Origin of the sequence: Phormidium sp. CCY1219 (assembly GCF_035615515.1) — a bacterium.
In the GTDB taxonomy this organism is placed as follows: Bacteria; Cyanobacteriota; Cyanobacteriia; order Cyanobacteriales; family Laspinemataceae; genus CCY1219.
On record NZ_JAJENT010000658.1, the window covers coordinates 34,876 to 49,499 of the forward strand.

At 51.8% G+C, this 14,624-nt stretch carries 11 protein-coding genes; 5 read left to right on the top strand and 6 right to left on the bottom strand.

Translation table 11 applies throughout. The features are described from left to right. Positions 1–208 precede the first annotated feature (208 nt). The 3 genes from nfi (at position 209) to LKK83_RS19080 (ending at position 2,467) form a co-directional block, all read left to right on the top strand. A complete protein-coding gene (nfi, locus tag LKK83_RS19070; protein WP_324632868.1) occupies positions 209–871 on the top strand; it encodes a deoxyribonuclease V in 663 nt (220 codons plus the stop codon). 202 nt (positions 872–1,073) lie between these two features. Next, positions 1,074–1,331 (top strand): DUF7219 family protein, encoded by a 258-nt coding sequence (locus tag LKK83_RS19075; protein ID WP_324632869.1) that lies wholly within the window; start codon positions 1,074–1,076, stop codon positions 1,329–1,331. Positions 1,332–1,909: 578 nt separating this feature from the next. Beyond that, positions 1,910–2,467 (top strand): FHA domain-containing protein, encoded by a 558-nt coding sequence (locus LKK83_RS19080; protein ID WP_324632870.1) that lies wholly within the window; start codon positions 1,910–1,912, stop codon positions 2,465–2,467. 24 nt (positions 2,468–2,491) lie between these two features. Here LKK83_RS19080 and LKK83_RS19085 read toward each other — a convergent pair whose 3' ends face one another. The 4 genes from LKK83_RS19085 to LKK83_RS19100 form a co-directional block, all read right to left on the bottom strand. Beyond that, positions 2,492–4,864 carry a sensor histidine kinase gene (locus LKK83_RS19085; protein WP_324632871.1) on the bottom strand — a complete coding sequence of 791 codons (2,373 nt, stop codon included), beginning with the start codon at positions 4,862–4,864 and terminating at the stop codon, positions 2,492–2,494. Between the two features lie 628 nt (positions 4,865–5,492). Continuing rightward, positions 5,493–5,987 (bottom strand): crossover junction endodeoxyribonuclease RuvC, encoded by a 495-nt coding sequence (gene ruvC, locus LKK83_RS19090; protein WP_324632872.1) that lies wholly within the window; start codon positions 5,985–5,987, stop codon positions 5,493–5,495. A 145-nt stretch (positions 5,988–6,132) separates the two neighbouring features. Next, positions 6,133–7,230 carry a magnesium chelatase ATPase subunit I gene (gene bchI / locus LKK83_RS19095; RefSeq protein ID WP_442957337.1) on the bottom strand — a complete coding sequence of 366 codons (1,098 nt, stop codon included), beginning with the start codon at positions 7,228–7,230 and terminating at the stop codon, positions 6,133–6,135. Between the two features lie 606 nt (positions 7,231–7,836). Then, positions 7,837–10,740: a CHASE2 domain-containing protein gene (locus LKK83_RS19100; RefSeq protein ID WP_324632873.1), complete on the bottom strand. Its 2,904-nt coding sequence runs from the start codon at positions 10,738–10,740 to the stop codon at positions 7,837–7,839. Between the two features lie 410 nt (positions 10,741–11,150). On the opposite strand from LKK83_RS19100, the gene dapB reads away from it, so the two are divergent. Together dapB and LKK83_RS19110 are read left to right on the top strand one after the other, a co-directional pair. Continuing rightward, positions 11,151–11,978, top strand: a complete 828-nt coding sequence (dapB, locus tag LKK83_RS19105; protein WP_324632874.1) for a 4-hydroxy-tetrahydrodipicolinate reductase — start codon at positions 11,151–11,153, stop codon at positions 11,976–11,978. Between the two features lie 157 nt (positions 11,979–12,135). After that, positions 12,136–12,819, top strand: a complete 684-nt coding sequence (locus LKK83_RS19110; protein ID WP_324632875.1) for a phosphate ABC transporter permease — start codon at positions 12,136–12,138, stop codon at positions 12,817–12,819. A gap of 58 nt (positions 12,820–12,877) precedes the next feature. On the opposite strand, the gene LKK83_RS19115 is transcribed toward LKK83_RS19110, so the two are convergent. Next, positions 12,878–13,507, bottom strand: a complete 630-nt coding sequence (locus LKK83_RS19115; RefSeq protein WP_324632876.1) for a precorrin-8X methylmutase — start codon at positions 13,505–13,507, stop codon at positions 12,878–12,880. Positions 13,508–13,733: 226 nt separating this feature from the next. Beyond that, entirely contained in the window at positions 13,734–14,555 is an 822-nt protein-coding gene (locus LKK83_RS19120; protein WP_324632877.1) for an alpha/beta hydrolase, read from the bottom strand. Positions 14,556–14,624 lie beyond the last annotated feature (69 nt).

The window sequence follows — 14,624 nt, forward strand, 5'->3', positions numbered from 1 at the left end:
TTGGGTCTCGTCCCACACCAGAGTCGGCGCATTTTCTAAAATTTTATCAAATTTTAAACATTCCCTTGCTGCTTTGGCGTGGGCTGTGGGTTGTGCAGAAAGCAAGGGGTCTTGCTGCGGAGGTTTACTCCATTTTTCCGGTAATGATTTGTGGGCTTTTCTATGATAAACCTAAAGCACTAAACTTGTCACTAATTGATGAAGTTTTATGAAGATTACGGCAGCTCATGGTTGGCCTGGAACCACGGAAGAGGCGATCGCGATTCAGCAGCAGTTGCGATCGCAAGTGGTGGCGCAAGACGATTTGCCCCCAGTGCAGTATGTGGCGGGGGTGGATGTAGGCTACAAAGACAACGATAGCATCACTCAGGCGGCGGTGGCGGTGCTGAGTTTTCCGGATTTGCAGATCTGCGATCGCGCGATCGCTACTCGTCCCACCACCTTTCCTTACATTCCCGGATTCCTCTCCTTTCGAGAAGTCCCGGCGATTTTAGACGCCTTGCAACAGTTAACCCAGATCCCCGACTTGTTGTTATGCGACGGACAGGGGTTGGCGCATCCGCGTCGGTTTGGGTTGGCGTGCCATTTGGGCGTATTGACCGACCTGCCGGCCATTGGCGTGGCCAAATCCCGGTTTATTGGCGAACATGACGAGTTAGGGAAGCAGCGCGGCGCGTGGCAACCCTTGCGACATCAAGGTGAAATCATCGGGGCGGTGGTGCGTACGCGCAGCAACGTCAATCCGATTTACATTTCCATCGGACATCGCATTTCCCTGCCCACCGCCATCGATTATGTATTGCGCTGTACCCCAAAATACCGATTGCCCGAGACCACGCGCTACAGTGACAAACTGGCATCCGAGGGTTGAGAAGGCACGCCAGAAGTCGGTTTTTCCAGTCTCGGCGATCGCGATTGCCCGTTTCGCCGACGAGAGTTACAAAACTTTATGTCGGCGATCGCCTCCCTTTGTGTCCGATATCACTGCCGCTGCTGTGACAATATCACTGATAATAGAAAGTTTGGGGATTCATAATAGAAATAGAAAATAAACTCGACCGGGGGTGAATACAATGACCGCTAATTTTGGATATTTCCCAGGGCGTCGTTGCCGCGTGGTTAAACCGGAAAACATCCTATTCCACGATAACTTACAGGAATTCGGCTATCGAGCCAGCATTCTGAGTAATTTAGCAACCGGCGGCAAGCTTTCTCTAGAAGATGCCTTTGATAAAATCGAACAACTCTGGGAAAAATTAAGCTACTCCAAGCAAGAACTGGGCATTGGAGAGTCCTCCAATAGAGGGCGACGGGGTACGGAAGACCCTTAGGGACTTTTGATGGCGCTTGGGGTATAATATTTACCTAAAATTGCCTGCCAGTAGTGGTAAATGTTTTTTGTCGTATTTTTGCATAGGGTGCAACGTGAAAACGCTTTCCAAATGCTTAGCCGCTTGGCTTCGGAATCCTTTTGGAATCCTGTGGGCGCGGATACTGGTCTTGCGAGAGGCTAGCCTAACCGCGTCTTTTTTTGTTGGAAATCAGTCAATTTACTGACAAAATTATGAGAAAATCGATCCAGTGGAGGAGTTTAATTGCCGCCCGATTCCATGCGGTTACGTGGGTGAAGATTAAAAGGGGGGCACTCAAGACCGAGGGATCCGGCGATCGTTAACGACATTCCCAGATAGGTATTGGCAAATCAAATGCCACCCTAAAATGACATCCGATCGCAGACACTCCCCGAAGTTATTGGGATAATCGAAATACTCTCCGGAACTCGGAGAGCGAAGCGGCGGCACATGCCGCATTTAGAATAACAATCGTTCTTGCCAAACCGGATCGAATTTCACCCGAGCGCGGGTAGGTCGATATTTATGCTGCCACAGTAGGAGAGCCTTTGAGAGTTATGCACGAATTAACATTAGGATGGGTAGAAGCCGGAGAGGTCAGAGTTCAGACCCTTTGGGACAATCAGCCAAGCAAAAACCCCGGTACCGTGCGAATCGGTCGAGATCCGACTCGCTGCGATATCGTTTTACTGCATTCAAGCGTGTCGGGATTGCATGTGGAAATCTTTTACCACCACGGAAAAAATAGTTTTTACTTGCGGAACCTGCGCTATACCAATCCCCCCACGGTGGATGGCCATAAATTCACCAAAGGCAGTGCCAGTTTACGTCAAGGCAGCATTATTCTGTTGGGACAAGTGAAACTGAAAGTGATTGCCATCGATCCGCGAGATCCGGCTGCAGTGATGCTCTCGCCTAACTCTTCAGGAAAGGAATTGGTGGGGCAAAAAAGCCGTCGCCGTCGCCCCGCGCGTAAACCCCTCCCCACTTACGGATTGGAATGTCCCAACTGCAAGAAAGTCTCTCCGAATAAGTTACTGGATTTTGGTTGTCCCTGGTGTGGTTCCTCTCTGAGTTCGGCAAAAAGTGTGGTCATGTCAAGCAATAGTGAATGATAGGTTATATCTTGCCTTGTCGGTTTAATTGTAAGCGAGGTTTCCGTTGGTGCCGATCTGCTTTTCTTCATCTAGAGGGTGGGCTTTTGGTGGTTCAATCGGCAAGGGTAAGGTGACGATAAAGGTCGTTCCTTTTCCTACTTCACTGTGGACGGAAATGGTGCCGCCGTGTAACTCTACCGATTTTTTCACAATGGCCAATCCCAGTCCGGTTCCCTCAATTTTTGTGGCATTGGTGGCGCGATAAAAGGTCTCGAAAAGCCGTTTTTGGTCGTCTTTGGGAATGCCGATTCCCGCGTCTTGAATGTGGAACGTGACTTGGCGATCGCGGCAATTTAGCGCCAAGCGAACCGGCTTGCCTTCGGGAGAATACTTGAGAGCATTGGAGAGCAAATTCACGAGAATGTGCCGCAGGAGTTTTCGATCCATCCACCCCGAGTGGCAGGTGCCGTTAAAAGTGAAATCAAAGGGGTGGCGATCGCGATCGCTCTGTTGCAGTTCTTCCACCAATTCCTCGCAGTATGCTTTGACATCAAGTCGTTGGGGCTGGAATTGAAGTTTGCCGGTTTCTGCTTTGCCAATAATCAGTACATCATCGAGCAAATCGGTCATTCGCTTCACCGCCATTTGAATCCGATCGAAGTGCTTGAGCTTTTTTTCTGCAGAGAAGCGATCGCTGTAATGCTGTAGTAATTCCGTGGAAGATTGAATGGTAGTCAGGGGCGTGCGAAACTCGTGGGAGGTCATGGAAATAAACTGCGATCGCAGTTGCGCTAGTTGCTTTTCTTGGGCTAAAGAATCGCGCAGTTTGCTTTCGAGTTGCTTGAGGTGGGTAATGTCAATTCCTACGGAAACCGCTGCCTTTCCATTGTCGTATTTTTGCGCCACAAGCAAGTAATTGCGCGTCTGACCTTGATAGTGGCTTTCAATTTCGCGGGAGGCTTGCCAATCGCTATCGGCAAAAAACCGCTGCATAAATTCGCCCAATTCCGGCGTACTTTTGAGAAAGCCAAGGGGTTGACCGATAAAGTCTTCTGGGGTTAAATTAAACTGAGCGGCTAAAAATTTGTTGGCTCCCATATAATGCAAGTCGGAACTAATCCAGGCGACGCTTCCGGGGACGGCATCTAATACCGCTTGCAGTCGATCTTTGGCTTGTTGCAGTCCCTGTTGGGCGGAGTGGCGATCGCTGATATCGCGGGCGATGCAAATTAGTTCGTCGTCTTCTAGTGCGGTGAGGGAGACTTCTTGATAGAATTCCGTGCCATCGCGACGAATTCCCTTGGCGATTCCCCGCCAGGGTTGACTCTCGCTGATAAAAGGCAGCAAGGTATCTTGAAATGCGCTGAATTGTGCGTTATGATATAGGTTTTGCCAGCTCATGCCCAGCAGGTCGCTGGGGCGATCGTAGCCGTAGAGTTTGGCATAAGCCGGATTGAGATAGATATATTCGCGATCGCTGTTGAGCAGGGCAATGCCGTCGATAGAGGATTCGATCGCCGCTAAGTGCTTTTCCAAAGAGCGTTTGGCCAGAGTGTGCTGCACCACTTCTACCACAAAGCGATCGTTGCATTCTTTTAACGCCGCCGTGCGTTCTTCTACCTCGGTTTGCAAGGATTGATTGGCCTGCATTAGTTGGCGGGAGTGGGCAGAATCCCGCTCTGGTGTCACAAAAGATAGAATAGAGCGGAGTTCCCCTCCCGGATCTACCACGGATGACAGCAAACATTCGCATTTTATACTTCTGCCAGAAGGCGTCAAATAGCGGGCTTCGATCCGGGTGTGGCGCGCTCTCCCCTGCCGCAAATCGGCGATCGCTTCCTCCATTGAGTCCGCCCCTGTAGGATAGACCAAAATCCCGTCTCTGAGATGCTTGCCCACTACTTGCGAGGCACGCCACCCCAAGAGGGTTTCGGCTTGGGCGGACCACCGACACACCCGCAACTCGCGATCCCACTCGATCGCCGCCACCGGACAACGATCGAAGAAAATGTCGAGTTTTCCATCTGCCGATTGCCCCGCCGTTTCCGGTGCTCGAATCGGGGAAATCTCTCGCCCCACCCACTGCATAGTAGGCTTACCTTTGTAGCTACAAAAGCAGCCGCGCAATTCCACCTGCACCGTCTTGCCATCCACCCGGAAGCACTGGGTGAGGGTGGGATTTTGTACGTCCGAGGTCGGATCGAGGGTAGGAAGTCCCAACTTGTGTGCGGGTTGACCGATTAATTCTTCCGGTGTAGCGGCACCGAATAATCGCACCCCCGCTCGGTTAATATAAGAAACTCGCGCTTCGCACACCAAGGCGATCGCCTCTGGAATCATCTCCCCTAATTGGTGGTAGCGCTGTTCCCATTCTCCTATTATGCTCTGCTGTACCTGCTGTTTTTTTTGGCGCATTTTTTTTCTTCCCTAGCCCATGAGATGCCCTTACAACTGCCACGATCGCCTCGCGAAAGTCGTCTAATCCTCCCGAACTCCCCCAGTGGGGAATCAGGCCCCGAAGCGATCGCCGCAATTATGGCGCGATCGCTACCCCGGATGCGAACTTCGGCTCGGTTGCCACAATGTCTATCCCCATACCCCCTTTTCTGAGCGCATCCAGCCTCGATTTGACCCCATTCGTAGAATTGGCGACATAACCTCATTCGGAGACGAGACATTGCAACCTTCTCGGGTAACAGGCGATTTATGTTTAATCGATTCCAATTTAGATTAACCCACTCTCCATATTTTGCAGTGATCTGTGTCATAGAAGATGCTGCTTTCCAGTCACAATCCCAAGAAATCCTCGCCTTGCATCCCGCTTTTGCTGCACCGGACTACTCACTCCCATTTTATTGTTTTTTGTTACTGCACAATTCCCCGGGAAAATTCGTTGATTTTACCCACATCCCTCGGCGCTCCAGTCGGTAATTCTACGTATCCCGCTCCCCAGTTTCGAGCTGTTTTGTCGGCTTATAATTTCCGAAAATTTACCGATATTCCCTCAAATATCGCGCTTTTTATCATGTTTTTATGCCTGGATTTAAACTGCCTGAAACCATGCAGTGAGCGCCACAGCTAAAGCATCGGCTGCATCATCGGGCTTCGGTATTTTCTCTAAGTTAAACTCGCGAGCGACCGCTTCTTGGACGTCGTATTTTTCCGCATTGCCATAGCCGGTGAGTGCGAGTTTAACTTGGGCGGGGGTGTATTCCACCACGGGAACATTATGCTGGGCCAATACGAGCAGAATGACCCCCCGGGCCTGAGCCACTAAAATCGTGTTGCCCATGCGATAAAAGAAGAGTTTTTCTGCCGCAACCAGGTCGGGTTGAAACTGTTCTACCAGGGCTTGCATATCGTCGTAAATGGTGCGAAGGCGATCGCCCATCGGTTGCTTGGCGGGGGTTTGAATGATGCCAAAATCGAGAATCGAGACCTTATCCGCGCCAGTTCGACCTTGGCCCAATTCGCAGGCGATCGCGCCAAATCCGAGAGTAGCTAACCCGGGGTCGAGGCCCAGGATGCGTTTTTCCATGAGTGAATAAATCTGTGGGAAAACGGCTGAAGGAGGGTAGTGAATATTACATTGTAGAGTGATTGCTTGTTGGTTTCATCCCGGTCAAAGCCCTGAGCTTTAGCGCCGCTAGGGACGCTAAAGCGCAACGAAGAAATCTCAGAGCTTAGGCATTGTCTTCTTCCGGCATTTCCACGCCAAAGACGCTGCAGAAGACCTTTTGCACCTTATAACCCGAGTCAATCGATTCGAGGGGGTCTTTCCGCAGGCGGTGACGCAGACATAGCGTCACCACGCGGCGGATATCATCCACCGTCACCTCCGTGCGACCTTCCAAAGCTGCGATCGCCTTCGCCGCCCGGTTAGTGACGATATCGCCGCGCAAACCATCCACATCGAGTTCGGCGCAAACTTGGGAAATTTGCACCCGCAGATCGTAGTCCATCGTCACCGAAGGCAAGAGATTTTGCGCCTCGATCAGCTTTTGTTGCAAATCTTCTTGCTTTTGGGCGCGTTGTTCCAGGTAGACTTTGGGATTTTGGTCAAATGCCGAGCGTTCCTCGACGATTTTCACCCGCAAAGCAGGTTTTTTCACGGTACGGATTTCCGCGTGCATCCCGAAGCGATCGAGCAATTGGGGGCGCAGTTCCCCTTCCTCCGGGTTCCCGGATCCCACCAGGACGAATCGCGCGGGGTGGCGAATGGAAATCCCTTCTCGTTCCACGGTGTTCCAGCCAGAAGCTGCCGAGTCGAGTAGCACATCCACCAGGTGATCGTCAAGCAGGTTGACTTCATCCACATAGAGGATGCCGCGATTGGCTTTTGCCAGCAGTCCCGGTTCAAAGGCTTTTACACCTTCCGAGAGGGCTTTTTCGATATCGATGGTGCCGCAAACGCGATCCTCGGTGGCCCCCAGGGGCAGGTCGATCATCTGCACTTTGCGCCGCATCACCGGTAAGGATTCGTTATTGGCGACGCGATCGCGCACGCTGTCGCTCATCAATTCCGGATCCGACGGATCGCTGTTAAAGGGGTCATCAGCGACCACTTCGATTTCGGGAAGCAGATCGGCGAGTGCGCGAATCGTTGTAGATTTGCCAGTGCCGCGATCGCCCATAATCATCACCCCGCCAATCTTGGGATCGATTACATTGAGCAGCAGTGCCAGCTTCATCTCATCCTGACCGACAATTGCCGTGAAAGGAAAGACAGCACGCCGCGCCATCGCGGTAGGGGTTGGAATAGCTTGGGCAGTCGGACTCACTTGTTTACCTAAAATACTAATATATGAATGCTCCCCCACCTGCTGGAGCAAGGTGGAGGTGTCCCGGTAGGGCGGTGGGCTGTCAGGCCCGCTCCCCGTATCCCAGTCAGGTGGCATTCTCACCGCGCACTGGAAGCTTTTGCCCAGATGCGCCTCCAAATCGTTTCCGTCTGGAGCTAATTTGAGAAAATGAATTGTCCTTGGATTCTAACCTAGCGCCCTAGATTTACTAATTGGGCGATACCAGGATTTACAGGGCATCCAGCCTTGCCAAATGGGTCGTGTCTCCGGTTTGCTCGGAATCTGTGTCCGCCCTTTACCGTACCCATTGAGCTGGTACAAGTTTACCAGAGTTTGGCGATTTTTCCTCTACCAACTCCGGCGCTGAACTGCGTTGAGCATTTCTGCTTGGGGGAGGCAAAATCACCCCGTCTTGACTCCACCGTGCGATCGCGACGGATGGAGAGTGCGATCGCGTTTGTTCAAGGATAGCGTTTTTCATTGTCTCGCGATCTGTGGTTGTTTGTCGTTTGTCTACCCATGCAGCACGCGGCGATCGCGGCGAGGGGGACAATGCAGAGGGTTCAAAGAAAGCGATTTTCGGGTTTAAGTGTTAAAGCCCCAGGTGGGATCGGAGGCGAGCAATTCTGTAGCGGCATCTGGCGGTAACGGTTTGGCGAAGAAATACCCTTGACCGTATTCGCAACCGAGCGATCGCAGGCGTTCCATTTGGTCGGCGGTTTCCACCCCTTCGGCAATCACGTCCATTTTCAAGTTATGAGCCAAGGTAATAATCGTTTTCACAATGGCTTCATTTTCATCTCCCTCATTCATCCGACTGACGAAGGAGCGATCCACCTTTAGGGTATCGGTGGGAAATCGGTGCAAGTAACTCAACGAAGAATATCCCGTGCCGAAATCATCAATGCCGAGCTTCAGGTTTAACCCTTTGAGGGAGCAAAGCATTTCAATGGCCAACTCTACGTCATCCATCACCACGCTTTCGGTCATTTCCAGTTTGATGTAGCTCGGATCGATATTGGTTTCGCGAAGGATTTGTTGGACCACCTCAATGAGATTGGGTTGGGCGAACTGTTTCCCGGAGAGATTCACGCTCATCATTAAGGGTGTAGAGCGATCGAACTGTTCGGACCACTGGCGAGTCTGCCAACAAGCTATCCACAAGACTAACTCGCCGAGGGAGATAATCAAGCCAGTTTCTTCTGCAATCGGGATAAACTCTCCCGGAGAGACCATTCCCCGTTCCGGGTGCAGCCAACGAACCAAAGCTTCAAACCCGGCTATTTTTCCGGTTTTCAAGCAGATTAAGGGTTGGTAATAGAGGACGAATTCAGAGTCGAGGGATGGGGCAGTGGGGAGCGATCGCCCATTCGCACCGTTAGCCTGTTTTCCCGCAGTGCCCGAAAAACAGTGTTGGATTTGTGCCTGGGGTTGCCCCGCTTTGCCATTGGGGGTTTCTTGTGCCGCACAGACCCCACAGCCATCTGCTCGCCGACCCCCAGCCGGATCGGTGAATGCAGAACCGTCAGGACTTTTCACCCATTGGGAGAGGGCGCGTCTCAGGTCAGTTTCTAGCTTAAAGCGGGTCACTGCATTTTGTTGCATTTTGCTTTCAAAGACCTCGGGACGTAATTTGCCCAGGGCCTTGGCGCGATACATAGCGGTATGGGCTTCGCGCAGTAAATCGCGTTTTTCTTCTCCCTGACTGAGGGCCATTCCCATACTGGCAGTGGTAAAGACTTCTTGACCTTGGAGGTGAAAGGGTAAAGTCAGTTGGCGGCAGAGGTTTTCGCCGATGTGAATGCCTTCTTGTTCGCTGTCGAGGTTTTCGAGGAGGATGGCAAATTCGTCTCCGCCGACGCGGGCGATTTCCACGGTGGAAAAGTGACCGCAGCGCTGCTGAAGGGCTAGGGTTTTGCGAATGCGCTCCGCGATCGCGATCAGCAAGCGATCGCCTAAGTCATGTCCGAGTCCATTGTTGATATTTTTGAAGCGATCGAGATCTAAAAACAGGACGGCGATTAAGGTAGAAAGGGTGGAACGCGGATTCAGTGCGCAGATCTCCACCGAAAGCTGGTTTTCTAAGTCCCCTGCCGAGTGTGGAACCGGGCGTTCCTGCGGGGGCTGAGATTTTTGGGTTTTGATTTGCACTCTGGCATGGGATCGCTCCAGTTGCTTCATAAATAAGGAGCGGTTGGGCAAACCGGTGAGGCGATCGTGAAAGGCATAATACAGTAACTTGGAAACCACCACTGTGCTCAGGGTGCTGGCAAATGCCACGGCGGGGGCAATGACGGGGAGCCAACCGGCTCCATGAAATACGCCAAAACTAATCCCGTAAATGCCTACCAAACCGAGCATAACGGCGACTCCCAATTCCAGGGGATGCTCCATGCGCCACGAGATAATTCCGCCGGCAAAAGACCAGCTCACCACCCAGAGGATTTCCACCCACTCGGGCCAATACCAAAACAAGGGCTGTCCATCCAAGGCGCTGCTTAACAGTTGGCTGAGCATCTGAGCGTGAATGATTACCCCTGGCATTTGCAGGTTTTCGCGCTCGGTTTTCACGCCATAGGGGGTGAAAAATAAGTCTTTTTGGCTGGGGGCAGTGGTGCCAATGAGGACGATTTTATCTTTGACGAGATTGGGGTCAATTTCGCCGTTTAAAACTTCGGTGAGGGTAATTTCCGGGGCGATCGCGCCGGGAGAGCGATAATTGAGCAGGATTTGGTAGCCGTTGGCGTCAATGGTTTGATAGCCGCCAGAGTTGGACTGTAACGGCTTTAATCGGACTTTGCCGAAATTGATGTGCAACGGGTTGGCGGGGCTATTTTCCAAGGAAATGTCTTGCTGTTGCATGTAGCGCAGCGCCACGCGCAAGGCAAAGGAATAGGATAAACCGTTGGTCTGGCTGGAGGCAAAGAGTAAGTTGCGCCGCACCACGCCATCGGGATCGTTGACGATATCGTTAAATCCAATAGCATCCGGGGATAGCATCGGCGGCGGGGGCACCCCGGCTTCTTGGGCGTCCGGGAGTTTGGTAATGCCGATGAGATTGGGGGTTTTTTCGAGCTGTGCGAGCAGTGCTTGATGACCGGGTTCGTGCGGGACATCGCGATAGAGGTCGAGTCCGATAACCGCCGGGTCGTATTGGGATAATTCCTGCAATACTGTGGCGATCGCGCGATCGGACAAGGGCCACTGGTTCTGGTTTTGAATGTCGGACTCGGTAATGGTGACGAGCAACAGGCGCTCATCCGGATCGCGATCGCCCAAGCGAGACCGCATCATCCAGTCAAAGTTGGCCAGTTCTAAGTATTGAAATCCACCCGCTACCCGCACGGCGATCGTGACCCCGGAAACGAGCAAGCAGGCAATGAAGACGGAGCCAAATGCCGGTTGTATCCGGTTGAGTCGGCTTTCGCCTATCTGTCGATGCACCACAGACCAAATCGAACTGATTTTTTGGCAAAGTTGAGAAATCACTGGGTTTGATTGGGGAGGAAGTGATTGCAAAGGTTAAAAGGAAGATTTTTGCATTTCGTGGGGTAATTTGGGATGGGAAAATGGTGGTATGGGGTGTAGGGGTCGCATCTAACGCCTCCAGAATGTTTGGGACCATCGAACATGCACCCTCGTCGTTCGTCTTGGACGCCGCTAGCGCAACTTTTCTCTGGCTCTGGCGCGTGACGGGCAAGAATCGGATCGGGTTTGTTGGGTCTTCTCTTCCTTGGTAGCACATCACCTGGGGAGGTTGGTTGTTCCGCCCGAGTGAAAGTCGGCTCTGTCTTTCGCCAGATGGCGAGTTTCTGAGTGTTCTCTAGTTGCTATTTTAGGCTTGCATGTTCATTCCCAAGGTAAAATTCCTTTGTTAGCTTCAAGGGGATTTTTCGATTATGGCGAATCAACTTCCTATCCCAGTGGTTGTGAATGGGGCAGGCGGTAAAATGGGTCGCGAAGTGGTCAAGGCGGTTGCCCAAGCTGAAGATATGATGCTTTTGGGAGCGGTCGATCGCAATCCGGAGTATATGGGCAAAGATGTGGGCGAAGTGGCAGGTTGCGGTCCGCTGGAAGTTCCCATTATTAATGACCTGCAGGGCACTCTGGGAATGGCGGTTCAGGAAAAACAACCGGGGGTGATGGTGGATTTTACTCACCCGAGTTCGGTTTATGAAAATACCCGCGCCGCGATCGCCTATGGGATTCGCCCGGTGGTGGGCACGACGGGGTTGAGTCCGCAACAAATTAATGAGCTGGCTGAGTTTTCTGAAAAGGCGAGCATCGGTTGTGTTATCGTTCCGAATTTCTCGATTGGGATGGTATTGCTGCAACAAGCGGCGATCTCGGCTTCTCAATATTTCGACCATGTGGAAATTATCGAGCGTCACCACAACCAAAAGGCTGATGCCCCTAGCGGTACCGCAATTCAAACGGCTCAAATGCTGGCGGAATTGGGGAAAACTTATAATGTCCCCGCCGTGAAGGAAACGGAAAAGCTCTCTGGGGCCAGGGGCACCCAGATCCACGAGGGCATCCGGATCCACAGCCTCCGCCTCCCGGGTTCGATCGCTCACCAAGAGGTGATTTTTGGCGCACCGGGCCAGGTCTATACCCTCCGTCACGATACCAGCGATCGCGCCTGCTACATGCCGGGAGTTCTCCTGGCTATTCGCAAGGTCCTCCAACTTAAAACTACGATCTATGGTCTGGAAAAACTCCTGTAACCCGACTCTCTAAACGAAGATTTTTCCGGGGTTGGATTCGCGTTTTGAGCGTTGGGTGAGTGGAGTCTCTCCATTCCCCGCCTCAAAACTTCTTTCTTCGCGCTGTTCGATCGTTCTATTTGTTTGCTCGAGAATTTCCCTTACCTATCGTTCGCTCATGCTAGTTCCGTTAACTCGCGAAACCTTTCATGCCCTGATTCCTGCCATCGCCACTGGCGCTCAATATCTCTATTTTTGGGGCAAGTTTAATGATTTTTTACAGCGACTGCTGATTTCTGTGGTCGGGATTTTAAGTTTGACGTTGTTGGTGAATCTGTTGCCAGATGAGTGGCGTCCTTTTCTGCTGCTCCTGGGAATCGCGATCGGTCTGTATTGGCTCTGGGGACCGGTCGCTTCCGCCGCTCGTCGCAATTACGAGTGCCGTCGCTACAAATACAGTGGCTTCTGGCAAGGAGAGGTCTTGGATGTTTTCGTCACGGAAGATGTGGTGGGCACGGAGGAAACGGTCAACCAGCGCGGAGAGCTGGTGATCGTGGAAAACCGCGAGCGGCGGCTGAATCTGGAGGTGGGTGATGAAACTGGGTTTAGTACCATCATTCGGGTTCCCCTGCGTCGCGAACATAAGGCGATCGCTCCGGGGGATATCGCTGAAATGCTCGTGATGTCTAACCGTGGGGACCTCGGTCGCATTGCTAAGGTCTCGGATATCTTTCTGCCCCGGATTAATTTTTGGGTCAGCGACTATCCCTACTTGCGACGCGATTTATTTGAAGAAGTCTCTCAAGAGGTCGGCTACCAGGCCGATCGGCGCTCTCCCAAACGTCGCGCTAAACGCCGTTAACTCGGAAGGGTGCAGGGATGAGGTGGGGTGGGCGTCCACCCGCCAGTTTTGACTGCTGTCAAATAATCCCCCTGCCTTCTTGTCCGTATGCCTGCCACGCTAAATCCACTAACCCGTTGGCTATGGCAACCGCAACTACCGCACTGCCTTTTCTCCCGTCTACTCGAATGTTCTGAATCATCGAGTCGTTGAGTCTCGCTTTTGCTGCATCTACTCCCACAAATCCGGAGGGGGTTCCGATCACGAGGGCGGGTCGGATTTCCTCGGATTCGATTAATTCCACGAGGGCGGTTAGGGCTGTCTGAGCCTGACCCACGACGAAAATTCCCTCGGGATAGCGCCTCGCAAGGGTCTCAATCCCCCATGCAGCACGGGTTTTCTCTTTTTGGGGCCGGGTCAGTGCTTCCATCGAACAGTAAACCGGATTGGCAAAGGTGGTTTGAATATGCGGCGTAATCCCAACCTGCACCATCGGTACGTCTACCACGATCGTACTCCGCGCCGCTAACGCCGCCGCACCCGCCTGCAGGGCTTGGTCAGAAAAGCGAATCAGGGACTTGTATTCAAAGTCGGCGGTGGCATAAATTGCCCTCCGGACAATCTCGTACTCTGCCGGCGAGAAGACGTGCTCGCCGATTTCGCTGTCAATAATTGCCAAACTCTGGGCATCGGTTGCGTGCCATTCCATGTTAAGCGTTTTACTATTAATCGTTTATTTTCAAGCACCATTGCCGGAATTTTTCTGTTTCTGGCATCCGTGCTATTGCTGTTTCCAGCAGGCAGCTTGCCTTTCTTCAGAATCATACCAGCCTACGCTCTCCCTCTATCTGCTGATTTAATCCCCCTTTCCCCCATTCGTCAATCCCCCTGGGATTTTTCTCTGAAGTTGGCAATTGCGAATTTGTTAGCTGATATTATTCGGCTTCGATGGCGGCGGCAAATTCGCGCAGGGTCTCGGCGTAGCGATCGCCGGCCACCCCCATCACATTATTATGCATGGCTCCTTGCACGGGAAAAAAGGTCTTGGGTTCGTTCGCCGCCGCAAACAGTTTCTCTCCATGCCAAAATGCAATCACCTCGTCTTCAGTTCCGTGAATCACTAGCACCGGTGCATCCACCTGCTTAATCTTTTGAATGTTATTAAACTTGTCCACGGGATAAATCGGTATTTGGGTGATAACTCGGAAAACTGAGGTAAAGGCACTTTCTAAAACTAAACCGGCGATCGGTTCTCGGGTTGCTAACTCGACCGCAGGCCCTCCACCCACAGACCGTCCGTAAATAATAATTCGCTCCGGTGATTTTCCTAGTTTCTGTGTCAGATAAGCATAGGCTGCATTAATATCTGCATAGGCATTGTTTTCCGAGGGCTTGCCTTCGGAGGTTCCATATCCTTGATAGTCATACGCAAACAAGGAAAAGCCCATCTGGCGAATTCGATTCAAGACCGGGCGGATGTCCCCCAAGTCTTCTGCATTTCCATGACTGTAAAGAATGGTATAAGTCGCCTGGGGATTGGGCAAATATATTGCCGAAATTAAGTTGCCTTTCCCAGACTTTAGTTTGAGAATATCGCCGCTGTCTTGATAGCTATCAGGTTGCGGTTTAAAAATCATCCAATCTGACAAAAAATACCCATAACTTCCAATTGCTGCATAGATAAAAAGCACCGAAATCATCAGCCGTTTTAAAGAAAATTCGCCAATTAAAAGACGTTTTATGATTTTCTTGTTCATCAGAAATTAGGGTTGGTAAGGGGGAGAACGGAAACCCTCGTCATTTATGCGTAGGGAGGAGTTCTCCCC

What these genes read in the sequence shown, in the direction of transcription:
- LKK83_RS19080 (WP_324632870.1), top strand. Translation starts at nt 1,910, where the DNA reads ATGCACGAATTAACATTAGGATGGGTAGAAGCCGGAGAGGTCAGAGTT.
- LKK83_RS19075 (WP_324632869.1), top strand. Translation starts at nt 1,074, where the DNA reads ATGACCGCTAATTTTGGATATTTCCCAGGGCGTCGTTGCCGCGTGGTT.
- ruvC (WP_324632872.1), bottom strand. Translation starts at nt 5,987, where the DNA reads ATGGAAAAACGCATCCTGGGCCTCGACCCCGGGTTAGCTACTCTCGGA.
- nfi (WP_324632868.1), top strand. Translation starts at nt 209, where the DNA reads ATGAAGATTACGGCAGCTCATGGTTGGCCTGGAACCACGGAAGAGGCG.
- LKK83_RS19120 (WP_324632877.1), bottom strand. Translation starts at nt 14,555, where the DNA reads ATGAACAAGAAAATCATAAAACGTCTTTTAATTGGCGAATTTTCTTTA.
- dapB (WP_324632874.1), top strand. Translation starts at nt 11,151, where the DNA reads ATGGCGAATCAACTTCCTATCCCAGTGGTTGTGAATGGGGCAGGCGGT.
- LKK83_RS19115 (WP_324632876.1), bottom strand. Translation starts at nt 13,507, where the DNA reads ATGGAATGGCACGCAACCGATGCCCAGAGTTTGGCAATTATTGACAGC.
- LKK83_RS19110 (WP_324632875.1), top strand. Translation starts at nt 12,136, where the DNA reads ATGCTAGTTCCGTTAACTCGCGAAACCTTTCATGCCCTGATTCCTGCC.
- LKK83_RS19085 (WP_324632871.1), bottom strand. Translation starts at nt 4,864, where the DNA reads ATGCGCCAAAAAAAACAGCAGGTACAGCAGAGCATAATAGGAGAATGG.